This window comes from Pseudomonas sp. 13B_3.2_Bac1 (assembly GCF_025466205.1).
GTDB lineage: Bacteria > Pseudomonadota > Gammaproteobacteria > Pseudomonadales > Pseudomonadaceae > Aquipseudomonas > Aquipseudomonas fluorescens_H.
In genome coordinates, this window is the sequence record NZ_JANLOG010000117.1 from 104,682 (window position 1) to 125,621 (window position 20,940).

Annotated in this window: 16 protein-coding genes; 14 read left to right on the forward strand and 2 right to left on the reverse strand. The window is 61.4% G+C overall.

The genetic code is table 11. From position 1 onward, the window contains the following. Window positions 1-19 precede the first annotated feature (19 nt). Entirely contained in the window at window positions 20-3,298 is a 3,279-nt protein-coding gene (locus NTD85_RS19745) for a PAS domain S-box protein (RefSeq protein WP_003226438.1), read from the reverse strand. A 68-nt stretch (window positions 3,299-3,366) separates the two neighbouring features. Continuing rightward, complete coding sequence (locus NTD85_RS19750) at window positions 3,367-4,257, reverse strand: LysR family transcriptional regulator (RefSeq protein ID WP_007969232.1); 891 nt, start codon at window positions 4,255-4,257, stop codon at window positions 3,367-3,369. A 141-nt stretch (window positions 4,258-4,398) separates the two neighbouring features. Between NTD85_RS19750 and leuC the strand changes: the two genes are divergently transcribed. The 14 genes from leuC to purF all read left to right on the forward strand — a co-directional run bounded on the left by leuC (window position 4,399) and on the right by purF (window position 20,871). Next, window positions 4,399-5,817 (forward strand): 3-isopropylmalate dehydratase large subunit, encoded by a 1,419-nt coding sequence (leuC, locus tag NTD85_RS19755; protein WP_095136733.1) that lies wholly within the window; start codon window positions 4,399-4,401, stop codon window positions 5,815-5,817. Between the two features lie 12 nt (window positions 5,818-5,829). Then, window positions 5,830-6,474 (forward strand): 3-isopropylmalate dehydratase small subunit, encoded by a 645-nt coding sequence (leuD, locus tag NTD85_RS19760; protein ID WP_103484400.1) that lies wholly within the window; start codon window positions 5,830-5,832, stop codon window positions 6,472-6,474. A 137-nt stretch (window positions 6,475-6,611) separates the two neighbouring features. Next, window positions 6,612-7,379, forward strand: a complete 768-nt coding sequence (locus tag NTD85_RS19765) for a class I SAM-dependent methyltransferase (protein ID WP_262142986.1) — start codon at window positions 6,612-6,614, stop codon at window positions 7,377-7,379. A gap of 52 nt (window positions 7,380-7,431) precedes the next feature. Continuing rightward, entirely contained in the window at window positions 7,432-8,514 is a 1,083-nt protein-coding gene (gene leuB, locus NTD85_RS19770) for a 3-isopropylmalate dehydrogenase (protein ID WP_262142987.1), read from the forward strand. A 66-nt stretch (window positions 8,515-8,580) separates the two neighbouring features. Continuing rightward, window positions 8,581-9,693, forward strand: a complete 1,113-nt coding sequence (gene asd / locus NTD85_RS19775) for an aspartate-semialdehyde dehydrogenase (protein WP_003226428.1) — start codon at window positions 8,581-8,583, stop codon at window positions 9,691-9,693. A 247-nt stretch (window positions 9,694-9,940) separates the two neighbouring features. Beyond that, complete coding sequence (locus NTD85_RS19780) at window positions 9,941-10,951, forward strand: aspartate-semialdehyde dehydrogenase (protein ID WP_262142988.1); 1,011 nt, start codon at window positions 9,941-9,943, stop codon at window positions 10,949-10,951. A 209-nt stretch (window positions 10,952-11,160) separates the two neighbouring features. Continuing rightward, window positions 11,161-13,800: a FimV/HubP family polar landmark protein gene (locus NTD85_RS19785; RefSeq protein ID WP_262142989.1), complete on the forward strand. Its 2,640-nt coding sequence runs from the start codon at window positions 11,161-11,163 to the stop codon at window positions 13,798-13,800. A gap of 267 nt (window positions 13,801-14,067) precedes the next feature. Next, on the forward strand, window positions 14,068-14,892 hold the full coding sequence (gene truA, locus NTD85_RS19790) for a tRNA pseudouridine(38-40) synthase TruA (RefSeq protein ID WP_262143059.1): 825 nt from the start codon (window positions 14,068-14,070) through the stop codon (window positions 14,890-14,892). Window positions 14,893-14,957: 65 nt separating this feature from the next. After that, complete coding sequence (locus tag NTD85_RS19795; protein WP_103484395.1) at window positions 14,958-15,602, forward strand: phosphoribosylanthranilate isomerase; 645 nt, start codon at window positions 14,958-14,960, stop codon at window positions 15,600-15,602. Window positions 15,603-15,803: 201 nt separating this feature from the next. Then, window positions 15,804-16,724 (forward strand): acetyl-CoA carboxylase, carboxyltransferase subunit beta, encoded by a 921-nt coding sequence (gene accD, locus NTD85_RS19800; RefSeq protein WP_027611535.1) that lies wholly within the window; start codon window positions 15,804-15,806, stop codon window positions 16,722-16,724. Beyond that, a complete protein-coding gene (gene folC, locus NTD85_RS19805) occupies window positions 16,721-18,028 on the forward strand; it encodes a bifunctional tetrahydrofolate synthase/dihydrofolate synthase (RefSeq protein ID WP_103520453.1) in 1,308 nt (435 codons plus the stop codon). Before accD ends, folC begins: the two co-directional genes overlap by 4 nt. Beyond that, window positions 18,012-18,665 carry an SPOR domain-containing protein gene (locus NTD85_RS19810; protein WP_201137129.1) on the forward strand — a complete coding sequence of 218 codons (654 nt, stop codon included), beginning with the start codon at window positions 18,012-18,014 and terminating at the stop codon, window positions 18,663-18,665. Before folC ends, NTD85_RS19810 begins: the two co-directional genes overlap by 17 nt. 98 nt (window positions 18,666-18,763) lie before the next feature. Then, a complete protein-coding gene (locus NTD85_RS19815; RefSeq protein WP_045122548.1) occupies window positions 18,764-19,324 on the forward strand; it encodes a CvpA family protein in 561 nt (186 codons plus the stop codon). 41 nt (window positions 19,325-19,365) lie between these two features. Then, on the forward strand, window positions 19,366-20,871 hold the full coding sequence (gene purF, locus NTD85_RS19820; RefSeq protein WP_003226416.1) for an amidophosphoribosyltransferase: 1,506 nt from the start codon (window positions 19,366-19,368) through the stop codon (window positions 20,869-20,871). Window positions 20,872-20,940: the final 69 nt, after the last annotated feature.

The following is a 20,940-nucleotide window of genomic DNA, read 5'->3' on the forward strand; positions in this document are numbered from 1 at the left end:
CGCCCTTTTTTTGTGCTCGTCATTCGAGCATCTTTTTCAACGCCTCCAACGCCACCGGCCGACTGTGCAGATAGCCCTGATACAGATGGCAACCCAGCCCCTGCAGGAACGCCAGTTGCTCCGGCGTCTCCACGCCTTCGGCAATCACCTCCAGTTCCAGGCTGCGGGCCATGGCGACGATGGCGCGGATGATCTCGGCGTCGTTGGGGTCGGTGGTCGCGTCGCGGATGAATGACTGGTCGATTTTCAGGGTGTCCACCGGCAGGCGTTTGAGGTAGGTCAGCGATGAATAGCCGGTGCCGAAATCGTCCATGGCGAAGCTCACGCCGAGTTTTTTCAGGCGGCGCATTTTGCTGATGGTGTCTTCCAGGTTCTGGATGACGATGCCTTCGGTGATCTCCAGTTTAAGTAGCGAGCAGGGCAGGCCGTGGCTGCTCATGCTGTGTTCGATGCGTTCGACGAAGTCGTTCTGGCGGAACTGGCGTGGGCTGATGTTCACGCACAGGCTGAAATTGAACGGGTCAACCAGTTTCAAGGCAATCAGCTGTTTGAACGCTTCGCAGGCCTCGTCGAGGATCCAGGTGCCGACTTCCAGAATCAGGCCGCTGTCTTCCAGCACCTTGATGAACTCGGTGGGCGATTGCGCGCCGAGTTCCGGGTGATTCCAGCGCACCAGGGCTTCGGCGCCGATGATGCGGTTGTCCCGCGCATCGACCTGCGGCTGGTAGTGCACGTTGAATTCGCCACGGGACAACGCCAGACGCAGATCGGTCTCCATGCGCAGCCGTTCGCTGGCCGCTTTCTGCATGGTGTTGTGGTACATCTGCGTGGTGTTGCGCCCGGAGTCCTTGGCGCGGTACAGGGCAATGTCTGCGCGCTTGAGCAGATCGGTCGGGGTCGAGCCGTGATCGGGAATCAGTGCCACGCCGATACTCGGCGTCACTTGCAGGCGCTGGCCGTCGAGGAACATCGGCTCCGACAGCAGTTCGCGAATGGTGTCGGCCAGTTCCCGCACTTGTGCGCTGACCTCGTTACGAGTGCCTTCCAGACCGCTGAGCAGCACCACGAATTCATCGCCGCCGAGACGTGCCACCGTGTCTTCCATGCGCACGCTGGCTTCAAGCCGCGCAGTGACGATTTTCAGCACCGTGTCGCCGACCGGGTGGCCGAGCGAGTCGTTGATGTGCTTGAAGTGGTCAAGATCGAGGAACAGCAGCGCGCCGCGCAGATTGTGGCGCTTGAGCAGGGCGATCTGCTGGCTCAGGCGATCCATCAGCAGGGCGCGGTTGGGCAGATTGGTCAGCGGGTCGTGATAGGCCAGGTGACGGATCTGCGCTTCAGCATTTTTCAGCAGGCTGACGTCCCGGGCGGTCAGCAGCAGGCACGCGGTTTCGTTGAGGGTGATCGGTTCGATCGACACTTCCACGGTCAGCAGTTCGCCGCGCTTGTTGCGCCCGAGCATTTCCTGATGATGCACGCGGCCCTTGATCTGCAGTTCGGCAAACAGCGCCGAGCGTTGTTTCTCTTCGGCCCAGATGCCGATCTGGTACACGGTTTTGCCCACCACTTCTTCCGCGCGATAGCCGGTGAGGCGGCAGAAACCGTCGTTGACCTCCAGATAACGCCCGGTGTCGCGCTCGGTGATGGTGATCGCATCGGGGCTGGAGTGAAACGCCTTGGCGAATTTCTCTTCGCTGGCCTTGAGTGCGGCTTCGGAGCGCTGCTGCTGGGTGATGTCGCGCAAAGTGGTGACGATGCACGGCTGATTGCCAACGCTGATCTGTCGGCTGGAAATCACACAGGTCAGCGACTGGCCGTCCTTGTGCTGGACGATGATCGCGACATTGCTCAGGCCCTGTTCGCGGATCACCCGCTCGATGCGTTGCAGGCTTTTCGCCGAGGCGTCCCACAGGCCGATGTCTTCGGCGGTGCGGCCGATCACGTCGGCGGCGCTCCAGCCGAAGGTCTGGGTGAAGCTGTTATTGATTTCGATGAACTCGCCGCTGTCCTGGCGCGTGACGCAGATCGGATCGGGGCTGACCTGGAACAACGTGGCGAATTTCTCTTCCGAGGCCACCAGACGTTGCTCGCGCTCGACCTGATCAGTGATGTCCAGCAAGGTCCCGGCCATGCGCAGCGGCGCGCCGTTCTCGTCGCGATAGAGGCGGGCGCGGCTTTCCAGATAGCGTGAGCTGCCATCCGGCAATTGCACGCGGTAGGTCAGCTGATAATTGCCCGCCGGGCCTTCGCGCAGGCTGCGGTAGGCGTCGCGCATGCTGTCGCGTTCTTCGCCGGGCACGCCTTCAAAGAACTCTTCGAACGACTCGTGAAACGGGATCGGCTCCAGCCCGTGCAGTTGCGCGGCCCGTGCCGAGCCATAGAGCATGCCGCTGGGGATGTGCCAGTCCCAGGTGCCCAGCTGCGCCGAGTCCAGCGCCAGATCGAGGCGTTCCTGGCTGTCTTTCAAGGCGTGTTCGGCGGCTTTGCGTTCGGTGGTGTCGAGAAACGTGCTGAGCAGATACGGCTGGCCTTCGAGTTCGACCTTCTGCGCGCTGAGGATGCCGTCATGAATCTGCCCGTTGCTGGCGCGGAACTGCACTTCCATGCTGATCAGTTCGCCCTTGGCCTTGGTCCTTTTCACCAGTTCTGCGCGTTGCTCCGGGTGCACCCACAGGCCCAGTTCCAGGGTGGTGCGGCCAATGGCGCTCTGTACCGGCCAACCGAACAGGCTTTCGAAATATTGGTTGGCCTCGGTGATCAGACCGTCTTCCTGGCGCGTCAGCAGCACCATGTTCGGGCACAGGTGAAAGAGTGTGGCGAAACGTTTCTCCGAGCTGCTCAGAGCCTGCTCGCGTTGGCGCTGGTGGGTGATTTCACGAATCACCCCGATCATTCGAGGACGCCCCTGTTTGTCCGGTAGCAGACTGCCGCTGATTTCCAGCCAGTGCAGACTGCCGTCGGGCCAGCGGATACGGTGGTGCATCGCCTGTTCCAGCGGTGCTCCGGCAATCACCGCGTGGAATGCCCTGACAGTTTTCGCCCGGTCCTCGGGCGGCAGCAGGTCGAGGTATTCCAGATCCTGCGGCAGCGGTTGCCGTGGATCGAAGCCGAACAGCGCCTGGGTGCCCCGGGACCAACTGATCTGCCCGCGCTCGATGTCCCAATACCAGGCACCGAGCCGGGCGCCGTTGAGCGCGGCGAGCAATTGCGGCGCACTCTCCCAGCTCTGCTCGGAACGTCGCGGATCAATGGCCTGAATACGCGGCATCGGCGGAATTCGGTCAACAGATTTGGGCATTGTTAACGGGCCTTGAGCTGATGGTGGCGTTAGGCACAGGGACAGCGGCTCTGTAGGAGTAGCACAAGTTAGCCCGGAGTCCCTGGCAGATCGATTTGCGCATCCAGCAAAGCCATGAAGGCCCTTGCTGCATTCGACAGCGTCCGTTCGGTGTGCACGATATAGCCTAGCTGGCGACTGAGCTGTATGCCCGGCAAAGGTATGCGCGCGACCTGTTCATCAAGCATGGTGCGTGGCAGAACACTCCAGGCCAGACCGATGGAGACCATCATCTTGATGGTTTCCAGGTAGTTGGTGCTCATGGCGATGTTCGGCGTCAGCCCTTGGGCTTCGAACAAACGTTGGACAATATGATGAGTAAAGGTGTTGCCTCCGGGAAAAACCGCCGGATGACCGGCAATATCCGCCAGACTCACCGCGCCGTTGCTGATCAGCGAATGCTCCGGCGCCACCACAAAATCCAGCGGGTCGTCCCACACCGGCGTGGCTTTGACCAGCGTGTGTGGCTCTGGCGCCAGGGTGATGACTGCCAGTTCAGCGCGGCCATGGAGAATTTCCTCGTAGGCCACTTCCGAATCGAGAAACTGAATATCCAGCGCCACTTGTGGGTAGCGACGGGTGAATTCCCTCAAGAGTGGCGGCAGGCGGTGCAGGCCGATGTGGTGACTGGTGGCCAGGGTCAGCCGGCCGCTGACTTCGCCGGTCAGGTTGGTCAGGGCGCGGCGGGTGTCGTCCAGCACGTTGAGAATCTGGTATGCCCTGGGCAGCAGGGCGCGCCCAGCCTCGGTCAGGCCGACTTCACGACCGAGTCGATCGAACAACCGCACCTTCAGTTGTTGCTCCAGTCCGGCGATGCGTTTGCTGATCGCCGGCTGCGTCAGATGCAGGCGTTCCCCGGCGCCGGAGAAGCTGCCGGTCTCGGCGATAGCGATAAAAGCATTGAGGTTGGCCAGATCCATGGTTCGTATTCCAGTTGGTTATCCAAAGCATAAAAAATATGAATTTGAGTTATTTAATGTAACGCCATAGGATCGGCCTCACAAGCCAAAGGGTTATTGATAAGCCCAAGGCATAGAAACAAGCTGATGAGGAACCGTCTGATGGCCGGCAAAACGCTCTACGACAAGCTCTGGGATTCGCATTTGGTCAAACAGCGCGACGATGGCTCGGCGCTGATCTACATCGATCGTCACATCATCCACGAAGTGACCTCGCCGCAAGCCTTCGAAGGCCTGCGTCTGGCCGGGCGCAAGCCTTGGCGCATCGATGCCAACATCGCGACCCCGGACCACAACGTACCGACCACGCCCGAGCGCAAGGGCGGCATCGAAGCGATTGCCGACCAGGTCTCGCGTTTGCAGGTTCAGACCCTCGATGACAACTGTGATGAGTACGGCATTGTCGAGTTCAAGATGAACGACATCCGTCAGGGCATCGTCCACGTGATCAGCCCGGAGCAGGGCGCAACCTTGCCGGGCATGACCGTGGTCTGCGGCGACTCGCACACCTCGACCCACGGCGCTTTCGGTGCCTTGGCGCACGGGATCGGCACTTCCGAGGTCGAGCACGTGCTCGCCACCCAGTGCCTGGTCGCGAAGAAAATGAAGAACATGCTGGTGCGCGTCGAAGGCCAATTGCCGTTCGGCGTGACCGCCAAGGACATCGTCCTCGCAGTGATCGGCAAGATCGGCACCGCCGGCGGTAACGGCCATGCCATCGAATTCGCCGGCAGCGCGATTCGCGATCTGTCCGTCGAAGGCCGCATGACCATCTGCAACATGTCCATCGAGGCCGGCGCCCGCGTCGGTCTGGTGGCCGCGGATGAAAAAACCGTCGAGTACGTCAAGGGCCGTCCGTTCGCGCCGAAAGGCGCGCAGTGGGATCAGGCGGTTGAAGCCTGGAAAGACCTGGTTTCCGACGCTGATGCCAAGTTCGACACCGTAGTTGAACTCGACGCTGCGCAGATCAAGCCGCAAGTCAGCTGGGGCACTTCGCCTGAAATGGTGTTGGCCGTTGATCAGAACGTGCCGGATCCGGCCAAAGAGATGGATCTGGTCAAGCGCGATTCGATCGTCCGCGCCTTGAAATACATGGGTTTGACCGCCAATCAGGCGATCACCGACATTCAGCTGGATCGCGTGTTCATCGGCTCCTGCACCAACTCGCGCATCGAAGACCTGCGCGCTGCGGCAGTGATCGCCAAGGGTCGCAAAGTCGCTTCGACGATCAAGCAGGCAATCGTCGTACCGGGCTCGGGTCTGGTGAAGGCGCAGGCGGAAGCCGAAGGTCTGGACAAGATCTTCCTCGAAGCCGGTTTCGAATGGCGTGAGCCGGGTTGCTCGATGTGCCTGGCGATGAACCCGGACCGTTTGGAGTCCGGCGAGCATTGCGCCTCGACCTCCAACCGTAACTTCGAAGGCCGTCAGGGCGCCGGTGGCCGTACCCACCTCGTGAGCCCGGCCATGGCCGCTGCGGCGGCGGTGAACGGTCGTTTCATCGACGTTCGTGAATTGATCTAAAAGGAGCGCAGCATGAAAGCTTTTACCCAGCACACTGGTCTTGTCGCGCCTCTGGATCGTGCCAACGTCGACACCGACCAGATCATTCCCAAGCAGTTCTTGAAGTCGATCAAGCGCACCGGTTTCGGCCCGAACCTGTTCGACGAGTGGCGCTACCTGGATGTCGGCCAGCCGTATCAGGACAACTCCAAGCGCCCGCTGAACAAGGACTTCGTGCTCAACGCCGAGCGTTATCAAGGCGCCAGCGTGTTGCTCGCCCGTGAGAACTTCGGGTGCGGCTCCAGCCGTGAACACGCCCCGTGGGCGCTGGAAGAATACGGTTTCCGCAGCATCATCGCGCCGAGCTACGCCGACATCTTCTTCAACAACAGCTTCAAGAACGGCTTGCTGCCGATCATCTTGAGCGACGCTGAAGTGGATGAGCTGTTCAAGCAGGTCGAGGCTAATCCGGGCTACCAGTTGCAGATCGATCTGCAGGCGCAGACCGTGACCCGTCCGGATGGCAAGGTGTTGAGCTTCGAGATCGACGCGTTCCGCAAGCATTGCCTGCTCAATGGTCTGGACGATATCGGCCTGACCTTGCAGGACGGCGATGCGATTGCGGCGTTTGAAGCCAAGCATCGTGTGAGCCAGCCGTGGTTGTTTCGCGACGCATAATTGATTCGAGATTGATGTAGTGAGGGCTGGCCTCTTCGCGAGCAAGCCCGCTCCCACAGGGGAATGCATTTCAAATGTGGGAGCGGGCTTGCTCGCGAAGGCGGCAGCTCAAACAACACAAATGCCAGGAAATGACTATGACCAGCACCGCCCAGCACACCCAGGTTGTACAAAAGCAATTCGGTGAACAGGCCGCCGCCTACCTGAGCAGCGCCGTTCACGCTCAGGGCGCTGAATTTGCGCTGCTCCAGGCTGAACTGGCGGGGCAGGACGCGGCTCGGGTGCTGGATCTGGGTTGCGGTGCCGGTCATGTGAGTTTTCATGTGGCGCCGCTGGTGAAAGAAGTGGTGGCCTACGACCTGTCGCAGCAAATGCTCGATGTGGTCGCCGCCGCAGCCGTTGATCGCGGTTTTGCCAATATCTCCACGGTCAACGGCGCCGCCGAGCGCCTGCCGTTTGCCGATGGCGAATTCGATTACGTGTTCAGCCGTTATTCGGCGCACCATTGGAGCGACCTCGGGGTGGCCCTGCGTGAAGTGCGGCGGGTGCTGAAGCAGGGTGGCGTGGCAGCGTTCATCGACGTGTTGTCACCGGGCAGCCCGTTGTTCGACACTTACCTGCAGAGCGTCGAAGTGCTGCGCGACACCAGCCACGTGCGCGATTATTCCGCCGGCGAGTGGCTGCGGCAGGTCAGCGAGGCCGGGCTGCATACCCGCAGCACCAGTCGTCAGCGCCTGCGTCTGGAATACAGCAGTTGGGTCGAGCGCATGCGCACACCCGAAGTGATGCGCGCGGCGATCCGCCAGTTGCAGCAGTCGATGGGCAACGAAGTGCGCGAATATTTTGAGATTGATGCCGATGGCTCGTTCAGTACAGATGTATTGGTACTGTGGGCCGAGCGCTAAGAATTTTTCCGGGCGCGCCTGCGGGCGCTCCGACTGATGACATGAGGAAAGCATGAGCAAGCAGATTCTGATTCTCCCAGGCGACGGTATTGGTCCGGAAATCATGGCCGAAGCGGTCAAGGTGCTGGAGCTGGCCAACGACAAGTACAGCCTGGGCTTCGAGCTGAGCCATGACGTGATCGGTGGCGCGGCCATCGACAAGCACGGCGTGCCACTGGCCGACGAAACCCTCGACCGTGCCCGTGCTGCCGACGCCGTCCTGCTGGGCGCAGTGGGCGGCCCGAAATGGGACACCATCGAGCGTGACATCCGCCCTGAGCGTGGTCTGCTGAAAATCCGTGCGCAACTGGGCCTGTTCGGCAACCTGCGTCCGGCGATCCTCTACCCGCAACTGGCTGATGCTTCGAGCCTGAAGCCGGAAATCGTTGCCGGTCTGGACATCCTGATCGTCCGTGAGCTGACCGGTGGCATCTACTTCGGCGCGCCACGCGGCACCCGCACCCTGGAAAACGGCGAGCGTCAGTCCTACGACACCCTGCCGTACAGCGAAAGCGAAATCCGCCGCATCGCCCGTGTCGGTTTCGACATGGCCATGGTCCGTGGCAAGAAACTTTGCTCGGTGGACAAGGCCAACGTGCTGGCATCCAGCCAACTGTGGCGTGAAGTGGTCGAGCAGGTCGCCAAGGATTACCCTGAAGTCGAGCTGAGCCACATGTACGTCGACAACGCCGCCATGCAACTGGTGCGCGCGCCGAAGCAGTTCGACGTGATCGTCACCGACAACATGTTTGGCGACATCCTCTCCGACGAAGCCTCGATGCTTACCGGATCGATCGGCATGCTGCCCTCGGCCTCGCTGGATTCGAACAACAAGGGCATGTACGAGCCTTGCCACGGTTCGGCGCCGGACATCGCCGGCAAAGGCATTGCCAACCCGTTGGCGACCATTTTGTCGGTGTCGATGATGCTGCGTTACAGCTTCAATCTGCACGATGCGGCCGATGCCATCGAGAAAGCCGTCAGCGTGGTGCTGGATCAAGGCTTGCGCACCGGCGACATCTATTCGGGCGGTTGTACCAAAGTCGGAACGCAGGAAATGGGTGACGCAGTAGTCGCCGCGCTGCGGAATCTGTAATCTCTCGGGCCCGCTGCGAAATTCAATACAAAGCAGCGGCCCACTTTTCAAGAAGGTGTAGTTGCGATGAAACGTGTAGGTCTGATCGGTTGGCGCGGCATGGTCGGTTCCGTGCTCATGCAGCGGATGCTGGAAGAGCAGGATTTCGATCTTATCGAGCCGGTGTTTTTCACCACTTCCAATGTCGGTGGCCAAGGCCCGTCCGTGGGCAAGGACATTGCTCCGCTCAAGGACGCTTACAGCATTGAAGAGCTGAAAACCCTCGACGTGATCCTGACCTGCCAGGGCGGCGACTACACCAGCGAAGTATTCCCCAAGCTGCGCGAAGCCGGCTGGCAGGGTTACTGGATCGACGCGGCGTCCAGCCTGCGCATGAACGATGACGCGGTGATCATTCTCGACCCGGTCAACCGCAAGGTCATCGACCAGCAACTGGACGCGGGCACCAAGAACTACATCGGTGGCAACTGCACCGTCAGCCTGATGCTGATGGGCCTGGGCGGTCTGTTCGAGGCCGGTCTGGTCGAGTGGATGAGCGCCATGACTTATCAGGCGGCCTCCGGTGCCGGCGCGCAGAACATGCGTGAACTGATCAAGCAGATGGGCGCGACTCACGCCGCTGTCGCCGATCAACTGGCCGACCCGGCCAGCGCGATCCTCGACATTGACCGTCGCGTGGCCGAAGCCATGCGCAGCGACGCGTACCCGACCGAAAACTTCGGCGTACCGCTGGCCGGCAGCCTGATCCCGTGGATCGACAAGGAACTGCCGAACGGCCAGAGCCGCGAAGAGTGGAAGGCCCAGGCCGAGACCAACAAGATCCTCGGCCGCTTCAAGAGCCCGATCCCGGTCGACGGCATCTGCGTGCGCATCGGCGCCATGCGTTGCCACAGCCAGGCGCTGACCATCAAGCTGAACAAAGACGTGCCGATCGCCGACATCGAAGGGCTGATCAGCCAGCACAACCCTTGGGTCAAACTGGTGCCGAACAACCGCGACATCAGCATGCAGGAGCTGAGCCCGACCAAGGTTACCGGCACCCTGAACGTACCGGTGGGTCGTCTGCGCAAGCTGAACATGGGGTCGCAGTTCGTCGGTGCCTTCACCGTCGGCGACCAACTGCTGTGGGGTGCGGCCGAACCGCTGCGCCGCATGCTGCGGATCCTGCTGGAGCGTTGATCGCTTGAAGTCGTGAAAGAACCCGCGCCTTGTGAGAGGTGCGGGTTTTTTTATGTCTGAGGGTTCCCGGTGTCAGGTCTGGCCCCTTCGCGAGCAAGCTCGCTCCCACATTAGAACTGCGTTCCCCTGTGGGAGCGAGCTTGCTCGCGAAGGGGCCGGTGCAGACACTGCAGATTCCGACAGAAATTGCCTGCATGCCAGTCACCCGGTAAAGTGCCGCTCCCCCCGTTTCGCCAGAGGTAGAACCATGACCCAGACCCTTGATATTGCCGTCGTCGGCGCCACCGGTACTGTCGGCGAAACCCTCGTTCAGATTCTCGAAGAGCGCGACTTTCCGGTCGGCAACCTGCACTTGCTGGCCAGCAGCGAATCCGCCGGCAGTTCGGTGCTGTTTCGCAACAAGAACGTGCGCGTGCGCGAAGTCGACGAGTTCGATTTCAGCAAGGTCAAACTGGTGTTCTTCGCCGCTGGCGCTGCCGTTTCCCTGAGTTACGCGGCGCGTGCCCACGCGGCAGGTTGCTCGCTGATTGACCTGTCCGGTGCGTTGCCGGCCGAGCAGGCGCCGCAAGTGGTGCCGGAAGCCAACGCTGAGGTGGTCGCCGGTCTGAAAGCGCCGTTCCAGGTCAGCAGCCCAAGTCCTTCGGCCACTGCGCTGGCCGTGGTGCTGGCGCCGCTGCTCGATTTGATCGAGCTGCAATACGTTAATGTCACCGCCAATCTGGCCGTGTCCGCCCAGGGTCGCGAAGCCGTGACCGAGCTGGCCCGGCAGACTGCCGAGCTGCTGAACATGCGTCCGCTGGAGCCAACGTTCTTCGACCGTCAGATGGCCTTCAACCTGCTGGCCCAGGTCGGCACCCCCGACGCTCAAGGCCACACGCTGCTGGAAAAACGTCTGGTGCGGGAGTTGCGTCAGGTGCTGAAGCAGCCTTTATTAAAGATTTCCGCAACTTGCGTTCAAGCCCCGGTGTTTTTTGGCGATAGCTATAGCGTGACCTTGCAGTCAGCGAGCGCGGTCGACCTGGCAAAGGTCAACGCTGCGCTTGAGGACGCGCCCGGCATCGAGCTGGTTGAAGCCGGCGATTATCCGACCGCGGTGGGTGACGCGGTGGGGCAGGATGTGGTCTATGTCGGTCGGGTGCGCAGCGGCGTCGATGACCCGGCGGAACTTAATCTGTGGCTGACGTCAGATAACGTACGCAAGGGGGCAGCCTTGAATGCTGTGCAGGTCGCTGAATTGTTGATAAAAGACCTGCTGTAAAAGATACTTGGCAACAATTTGTCGACTGATTCTAGGTGAGCGCTATGCTTGCCCGGAGCACTTGACAACGTGTCACCCTCCGGGACTTTCCGGGGCATCAAAGAAATGATCGCGCGCGGCAGTCTGTCGTCGTCGCGCGCAATGCCTTACGGCAGCGGCAATCAACATCTTCTCGCTGGCCGAGGAACGTTCAAACAAAGGATGAGGCTATGGTTCAAGTTCGCAAACTGGTGTTAGCAATAGCGGCCGCCTCGGCGCTGTCCTCCGGTATGGCGCATGCCCTCGGGCTCGGGGAGCTGACCCTGAAGTCGACCCTGAACCAGCCGCTGGTGGCCGAGATCGAGCTGCTCGACGTCAAGGATCTCACCGCTGCCGAAGTGGTGCCAAGCCTGGCCTCGCCAGAAGATTTCGCCAAGGCCGGCGTTGATCGCCAGGCCTTTCTCAACGACCTGACGTTCACCCCGGTGCTCAACGCCAGCGGCAAGAGCGTGCTGCGCGTGACTTCGAGCAAGCCGCTGTCGGAACCGATGGTGAAATTCCTCGTGCAGGTAATGTGGCCGAACGGCCGTCTGCTGCGCGATTACAGTGTGCTGCTGGATCCGTCGAAGTTCTCGCCGCAGACCGCTGACGCCGCCGCGCAACCGGCGCCGTCGCAGACCATCACTGCGCCGACCACTGGTGCCACGCACCCGACGCAATACACCACCACGCCGCGCGACACCCTGTGGGAAATTGCCGCGAAGGCGCGCACCGGCGGTTCGGTGCAGCAGACCATGCTGGCGATTCAGGCGCTGAACCCGGATGCGTTCATCGACGGCAACATCAACCGGCTGAAAACCGGCCAAGTGCTGCGTCTGCCGGATGCAACGCAGAGTGCCGCACTGCCGCAGTCCAAGGCGATTGCCGAAGTGGCGGCGCAGAACGAAGCCTGGCGTCAGGGTCGTCGCTATGTGGCCAAGCCTGGTACCGGCCAGCAGCAGCTCGATGCCACCAAGCGTGGCCGCAGCAATGTCGGCACCGGGCAGAATGCCAAGGACAACCTGAGCCTGGTGTCTGCCGAAGGCGCCAAGGGTCGTGGCAAAGGCCCGGTAGGCGATGCCAAGGCCTTGAGCAACAAACTGGCGGTCACCCAGGAAAGCCTCGACACGACCCGTCGTGACAACGAGGAACTGAAAAGCCGCATGGCCGATCTGCAAAGCCAGCTGGACAAGCTGCAGCGCCTGATCGAGCTGAAGAACAATCAGCTGGCGAAGATGCAGGCCGAAGGCCCGGGCGCCGCGCCAGCCGCCACCGCTGCCGTACCGGCGATCACCGCCGAACTGGCCGCGACCCCGCCAGCCACCCCGGCAGAAGCGGCGCCAACGCCAGAGTCGGCGATCGCGCCACCGGTCGATACGCCTGCCGAAACGCCGGCGGTCGCGCCGAAGCCGGTTGTCGATGAGGATAAAACCTTCAACGAACTGCTGACCAATCCGATCCTGCTGGGTCTGATCGGTGGCGGTGCGGTGGTGCTGCTGCTTCTGCTGTTGCTGCTGGCTCGTCGCCGCAAAGCCCAGCAGGAAGCCGAGAAACACCTGCGCATGGCCCGCGCCCTGGCGGAAGAGCAAGAGTTCTCTGCCGAGCAGGATCTGCCGGAAAGCAGCTTCGAAGGCCTTGAAGTACCCGCTGCCAGCGTCAAGCTCAACACCGCGGCAGCTGCGCCAGCGCCAGCGGCAGTCGTGGCTCCGTTGGTGATGGCTGAGCCGATTGCCGCGCCATTGGTCGCGCCGGCCGCCGAGCGTTCCGATGACGTGCTGGACAAGGCTCAGTCGCACATCAACGCCGGTCGCCTGAATCAGGCCGCCGCGCTGCTCGAAGAGGGCGTCAGCCTCGAGCCGCAGCGTAGCGATCTGCGTCTGAAGCTGATGGAAGTCTACGGTCAGCAGGGCGACCGCGATGCGTTCGTCGCTCAGGAGCGTCAGCTGGTGGCCAACGGTGATAACTTCGCCAAGGTCGAAGAACTGAAAAAACGCTTCCCGGCCATGGCCGTCGTCGCGGTCGCGGGTCTTGCGGCTGCTGCGGTCGCCGCCGAGCTCGACGCGCAATACGTCAAGGACCTGTTGCTCGACGAGCCAGAGGCGCCTGCACCTGAGCCTGCTCCTGCGGCAGACGATCTGGATAGCGCGTTCGACCTGAGCCTGGATGACCTCGACAACATCACCCCGGTTGAGCCTGCCCCTGTCGTCGCGCCTGAAGCGCCGGTAGAGCTGGACGAATTCCCGGCAGACGACGATCTGAGCTTCGAATCGGTGCTGCAACAGCAGACCGAGATCAAAGAGAACCTCGACGACCTGTCGGACTTCGACCTCGATCTGGATCTGGGTGCCGAGCCTGCGCCAGCCCCGGCGGCGGACCTGGCGGACGATGACTTCCTGCTGGATCTGGACGAGGGCGTGAAAGACCTGTCGCCGGTCGAGCCTGCGGTCGTCAACGAAGTGCCGCAGGACGATCTGGAGCTGCCGGCCGATTTCGATCTGTCGCTGGCCGACGAGATGGACACCAACCCGGCCGAACCGGATGCCTTCGCGGCAGAACTGGACGACGTCAACGCCGAGCTGGATCGCTTGTCGCAGAGCATTGCCGAGCCGACCTTCACTGAAAACGATGCGGCATTGGGTGGTGATCTGGGGGAAGACGATTTCGACTTCCTCGCCGGTACCGACGAAGCCGCGACCAAGCTCGATCTGGCTCAGGCCTACATCGACATGGGCGACAGCGACGGCGCGCGCGACATCCTCAACGAAGTGTTGACCGAGGGTGACGAAAAGCAGCGTGGCGAAGCCAAGGAAATGCTTTCGCACCTGGCGTGATTCGGCGGTAAACAAAACGGCAGCCCATCGAGGCTGCCGTTTTTGTTTGGGCTGGATTTCTGTGGTGCCTGATCGACCGCCTTCGCGAGCAAGCCCGCTCCCACATTTGGAATACATTCCTCCTGTGGGAGCGGGCTTGCTCGCGAAGAGGTCGGATCCGTCAACACAGAACTGACTGGCATCCCCGGTCCACAGCCTTATAATGCCCGCCTTTGCACATCAGCAGGCTGTCCCACCTTGGCAAACATAGATAACCCGGTCGCCGAAATGGCACCCGACGGCTTTTACCGCGTCGCGCTTGGCGTTGAATACAAAGGTTCGCGCTACAGCGGCTGGCAGCGCCAGTTGACCGGCGTGGCCACGGTGCAGGAAGAGCTCGAGAAAGCCTTGTCGAAAGTCGCCAACTCGCCGGTTTCACTGCAGTGCGCCGGGCGTACCGACGCGGGCGTGCATGCCTGCGGACAAGTGGTGCATTTCGATACGCAAGTCGATCGTTCGCTGAAAGCCTGGGTGATGGGCGCCAACATCAATCTGCCCCACGACATCAGCGTCAGCTGGGCGCGGGTGATGCCGGCGCATTTTCATGCGCGGTTCAAAGCCATCGCGCGGCGTTATCGCTATGTGATCTACAACGATCAGATTCGTCCGGCCCATCTCAACGAAGAGATCACCTGGAACCATCGCCCGCTCGATGTCGAGCGTATGGCCGAGGCGGCGCAGTATCTGATCGGTACTCATGATTTCAGTGCGTTCCGTGCAGGGCAGTGCCAAGCGAAATCGCCGATCAAGAAAATGCACCACCTGCGCGTGACTCGCCACGGCAAGATGATCGTTCTCGATATTCGCGCCAACGCCTTTTTGCACCACATGGTGCGCAACATTGCCGGTGTGCTGATGACCATCGGTGCCGGCGAGCGTCCGGTCGAGTGGATGAAGGAAGTCCTGGAGAGTCGCGAGCGCCGTGCCGGTGGCGTGACGGCGCATCCGTTCGGTCTGTATCTGGTGCAAGTCGAGTACCACGACGAGTTCCCGTTGCCCGAGCGTTTCATCGGGCCACATTTCCTTACGGGTTTCTCGGGCCTTGACGGCTGACGCCCCCGAACGCTTTTGTTACCATCCGGGACTTTCCCGGTTTTTACCTTGAGGTTTTTATCGACATGTCAGCCGTTCGCAGCAAGATTTGCGGGATTACCCGCATAGAAGATGCGTTGGCAGCGGTCGAGGCGGGAGCCGATGCGATCGGTTTCGTGTTTTACGCCAAGAGCCCGCGGGCGGTAAGCGTGCAGCAGGCAAGGGCGATCATTCAGGCGTTGCCGCCGTTCGTGACCACCGTTGGCCTGTTCGTCAATGCCAGCCGCTGCGAGTTGGGGGAAATCCTCGATGCCGTGCCGCTGGATCTGTTGCAGTTCCATGGCGACGAAGTCGCTGCCGACTGTGAAGGCTGGCATCGTCCCTACATCAAGGCGCTGCGGGTCAAGGCCGGCGACGACATCGCGGCTGCCGTCGATGCTTATCCGAGCGCCAGTGGCGTGCTGCTCGACACTTACGTCGAAGGCGTGCCCGGCGGAACCGGCGAGGCATTCGACTGGTCTTTGATTCCGCAAACGTTGAGCAAGCCGCTGATCCTGGCCGGTGGCCTCACCCCGGAAAACGTCGCCGACGCCGTGGCCCGGGTCAAACCTTACGCGGTCGACGTCAGCGGCGGGGTAGAAGCGAGCAAAGGCATCAAGGATCATGCGAAGATCCGCGCGTTCATCAATGCCGTACGTAGAAGCTCGCAGGGAGCGTCTACTTCGATGTGACGGCTGGCAGTCTGCCGCCGTCCATCAATGCACTTGCACAAAGCAGGCGAGGCTGAGGGTTTCTGGAGTTGCACGCAGGTCATGTTTCGCGCTGACCGCGGCGTTCCATCAATCATCGCCACACACATGAATTTAGCTGAAGGGCATACGCGGGGCTGCGAACCAGAGCGTTCGGGCCGCCGGTACTGGAGAAAAAAAAGCATGAGCAACTGGTTGGTAGACAAACTGATCCCTTCGATCATGCGTTCGGAGGTCAAGAAGAGCTCGGTGCCTGAAGGTCTGTGGCACAAATGCCCGTCCTGCGAGGCTGTGCTGTATCGCCCTGAGCTGGAAAAGACCCTGGACGTTTGCCCCAAGTGCAACCACCACATGCGCATCGGCGCACGGGCGCGCATCGACATCTTCCTGGATGCCGAAGGCCGCAACGAGCTGGGTGCAGACCTGGAGCCGGTTGACCGTCTGAAATTCCGCGACGGCAAGAAGTACAAGGACCGTCTGGTCGCAGCCCAAAAGCAGACCGGCGAAAAAGACGCGCTGATCTCCGTCAGTGGCACCCTGCTGGGTATGCCGGTGGTGGTGTCGGCGTTCGAGTTCAGCTTCATGGGCGGTTCCATGGGCGCCATCGTCGGTGAGCGCTTCGTGCGCGCCGCCAACTACGCCCTGGAAAACCGTTGCCCAATGATCTGCTTCGCCGCCTCCGGTGGTGCGCGCATGCAGGAAGCGCTGATCTCGCTGATGCAGATGGCCAAGACTTCGGCCGTGCTCGCGCGTTTGCGTGAAGAAGGCATTCCGTTCATCTCGGTGCTGACCGACCCGGTCTACGGCGGTGTTTCCGCCAGTCTGGCAATGCTCGGCGACGTGATCGTCGGTGAGCCGAAAGCCCTGATCGGCTTCGCCGGTCCGCGTGTGATCGAGCAGACCGTGCGTGAAAAGCTGCCGGAAGGCTTCCAGCGCAGCGAGTTCCTGCTGGAGCATGGCGCGATCGACCTGATCATTGATCGTCGTGAATTGCGTCCACGTCTGGGCAATCTGCTGGCGCAACTGACCGGCCAGCCGACTCCGACCTACGTCGCCGCTCCTGTCGAGCCAATCGTCGTTCCACCGGTGCCTGCCAACGTATGACCGAGCGTACCCTTGGCGAGTGGCTCGCCTACCTTGAGCAGTTGCATCCATCGGCCATCGACATGGGGCTGGAGCGTTCGCAACAGGTAGCGTCCCGCATGGGGCTGGGCCAGCCGGCGCCTCGGGTGATTACGGTTACCGGCACCAACGGCAAGGGTTCGACCTGCGCTTTCGTGGCTTCGTTGCTGCGGGCGCAGGGCCTGAGCGTGGGTGTCTACAATTCTCCGCACCTGCTGCGTTACAACGAGCGGGTGCAGCTCAATGGCGTCGAAGCCACTGACGCACAGCTGTGCGAAGCTTTCGCTGCGGTCGAGGCCGGGCGTGGCGACACTTCCCTGACTTACTTCGAAATGGGCACCCTGGCGGCGTTCTGGCTGTTTCAGCAGGCAAAACTTGACGCTGTGGTGCTGGAAGTCGGTCTGGGCGGGCGTCTGGACACGGTCAACGTGGTGGATGCCGATATCGCGCTGGTCACCAGCATTGGTGTCGATCATGCCGAGTACCTGGGTAATACCCGCGAGTCCGTGGCTTTCGAGAAGGCCGGGATTTTCCGCCAGGGCAAACCTGCGCTGTGCGGCGACCTGAATCCTCCGCAACCTCTGCTCGACAAGGTTCGCGAGCTGGCGTGCCCGTTCTCTCTGCGCGGGCGCGACTTCGATCTGGGAATCACCGATCACAACTGGCAATGGCGCGGCACTGACGCACAGGGTCAGGCGGTCGAATTGCATGATTTGCCGCTGCTCGACCTGCCCATGGAAAACGCAGCGCTGGCATTGCAGGCGTATCTGCTGCTCGGTTTGCCGTGGAATGCGTCGCAAATTGTTGCGGCCTTGCAGGCCACTCGCGTGGTCGGCCGGCTGGATCGCCGCTCGTTCGAGTTCAACGGCAAGCGCCTGAACCTGCTGCTGGACGTGGGGCATAACCCGCACGCGGCGGAGTATCTGGCGCGACGTCTGGCCAGTCGGCCACCGGTGGGCAAGCGTCTGGCGGTATTCGGCCTGTTGGCGGACAAGGATCTGGATGGTGTTGTCGGCGAATTGAATGCTAGTGTCCAGCACTGGGCGGTAGCGCCGCTGGATTCGCCGCGTGCGCGTCCGGTCAGTGAATTACACGCGGCGTTGCAGAACCTTGGCGCCTCTGTCACGTCCTATGACAGTGTCGCGGCTGCGCTGGAAGGGCAGTGCGAGATCGCAACCAGCGACGACGAGATTCTGTTGTTCGGATCATTTTATTGTGTCGCCGAGGCCCTTGAATGGCTGGCCCGGCGCTCCACGGAGGAAGCGGCAAATGGCTTTGCTGGATAAAGCGTACAAGCAGCGCATGGTCGGTGCCCTGGTGCTGGTGGCGCTGGCGGTGATTTTCCTGCCGATGCTGTTTTCCCGTCAGGACGAGCAGCGCCAGGTCACGGTCGATGCGCCGGCTGCGCCGCAAGCGCCTGCCGTGCCGCAAGTGCAGCTTGAGCCGGTAGCCGTGCCCGAGCCGCAAGCACTGCCGCAGGAACCGGTCCCGAGTGATGATGAAGTGGCCGAGCAATCGGCGCCGTCGATGCCGATTGCCGCGGCCCCAGCACCAGCACCGGCTCCGGTAGCCAAACCGGTTGCGCCTGCGCCAGTCGCCAAGCCTGCTCCGGCGCCGGCCCAGCCGATTGCTGCCGCTCCGGCCAAGCCTGACACCACACAAAGCCGCGTCGACGCCAACGGTCTGTCGGTCAGCTGGTCGGTGCAACTGGCCAGTCTGTCGAGTCGCGCCAGCGCCGAAAGCCTGCAGAAAACCCTGCGCAGCCAAGGCTACAACGCCTACATCCGTTCCGCTGATGGCAAGAATCGGGTGTTCGTCGGCCCGCTGATCGAGCGCGCCGAAGCCGATCGTCTGCGTGATCTGTTGGGTCGTCAGCAGAACCTTAAGGGTTTTGTCGTGCGCTTCCAGCCAGAGCGTGGCTAAAAACTATCGTCCGGATTGAAATGCACTGACAATCGCAGCTTACCGACAGCGGTGCGCTCTGCTAAAATGCGCCGCCTTATCCGTCTGTAGGCTGCATTGTGCCATTTACCATGGTTGACTGGGCGATTGTTGCAATCATCGCCATCTCCGCTTTGATCAGTTTGAGCCGCGGCTTCGTCAAGGAAGCATTATCGCTGGTGACCTGGATCATCGCAGGAGCTGTTGCCTGGATGTTCGGTGGCTCACTGTCCGAGTACCTCGCCGGATACATCGAAACCCCATCGGCTCGCGTGATCGCGGGCTGTGCCATCATGTTTGTCGCCACACTGATCGTTGGCGCAATGATCAATTATCTTATCGGCGAGTTGGTGCGCGTGACCGGGTTGTCCGGCACCGACCGATTCCTGGGCATGGCCTTCGGCGCGGCGCGTGGCGTGTTGCTGGTGGTCGTGGCAGTCGGGCTGTTGAGCTTGGGGCCGGTACAGCAGGACGGGTGGTGGAAAGAGTCACAGCTCGTGCCAAAGTTTCTATTGGTCGCCGATTGGTCCAAAAACCTGATTCTCGGGTGGAGCAGTCAGTGGCTTGCCAGCGGAATCAGCGTACCCGCTGATATTCCGTTCAAGGAGCAACTCTTGCCGTCGGCCAAAACGCCTCAGTGAGTGTTGTTCAGTTCAGATCCATTAAGTAGGGGTTGCGTCGCATGTGTGGCATCGTCGGTATCGTCGGTAAGTCGAACGTCAATCAGGCGCTGTATGACGCGCTAACCGTGCTCCAGCACCGCGGCCAGGACGCTGCCGGTATCGTGACCAGCCATGATGGCCGGTTATTCCTGCGCAAGGACAATGGCCTGGTGCGTGACGTGTTTCAGCAGCGTCACATGCAGCGCCTGGTCGGCCACATGGGTATCGGCCACGTCCGTTACCCGACTGCCGGCAGCTCGACCTCGGCCGAAGCGCAGCCGTTTTACGTCAACTCGCCGTACGGCATCACCCTGGCGCACAACGGCAACCTGACCAACGTTGAACAGTTGGCCAAGGAGATCTACGAATCCGACCTGCGTCACGTCAACACCAGTTCCGACTCGGAAGTATTGTTGAACGTGTTCGCTCACGAGCTGGCCCAGCGCGGCAAGCTGCAGCCGACCGAAGAAGATGTATTTGCCGCCGTGACCGACGTGCACAACCGTTGCGTCGGCGGTTACGCGGTGGTGGCGATGATCACCGGTTACGGCATCGTCGGTTTCCGTGACCCGCACGGCATTCGTCCGATCGTGTTCGGCCAGCGTCACACCGACGAAGGCGTCGAATACATGATCGCTTCCGAAAGCGTTTCGCTGGACGTGCTCGGTTTCACTCTGATTCGCGACCTGGCCCCGGGCGAAGCGGTCTACATCACTGAAGACGGCAAGCTGCACACTCGTCAGTGCGCGACCAACCCGTCCCTGACTCCGTGCATCTTCGAACACGTCTATCTGGCGCGTCCGGATTCGATCATCGACGGTGTGTCGGTGTACAAGGCGCGTCTGCGCATGGGCGAGAAACTCGCCGAGAAGATCCTGCGCGAGCGTCCAGAGCATGACATCGACGTGGTCATCCCGATCCCGGACACCAGCCGCACCGCCGCGCTGGAACTGGCGAACCACCTGGGCGTGAAATTCCGCGAAGGCTTCGTCAAGAACCGTTACATCGGCCGGACCTTCATCATGCCGGGTCAGGCGGCGCGCAAGAAGTCGGTTCGCCAGAAGCTCAACGCGATCGAGCTGGAATTCCGCGGCAAGAACGTGATGCTGGTCGACGACTCGATCGTGCGCGGCACCACCTGCAAGCAGATCATCCAGATGGCTCGCGAAGCCGGCGCGAAAAACGTCTACTTCTGTTCGGCGGCTCCTGCGGTACGCTTCCCGAACGTTTACGGCATCGACATGCCGAGCGCTCACGAACTGATCGCGCACAATCGTTCGACTCAGGATGTGGCGGATCTGATCGGCGCTGACTGGCTGATCTATCAGGACCTGCCTGACTTGATCGAAGCAGTCGGTGGCGGCAAGATCAAGATCGAAAACTTCGATTGCGCAGTGTTCGACGGCAAGTACGTCACCGGCGACGTCGACGAGGCTTACCTGGACAAGATCGAGCAGGCACGCAACGATGCCTCGAAGGTCAAGACCCAGGCGGTCAGTGCGATCATCGATCTGTACAACAACTGAGTTTCTACCGGCCCTGAGGGGCCGGTTTTGTATCTGGCAAAAAGACTTTCATTTATTCAGAACAGGGCA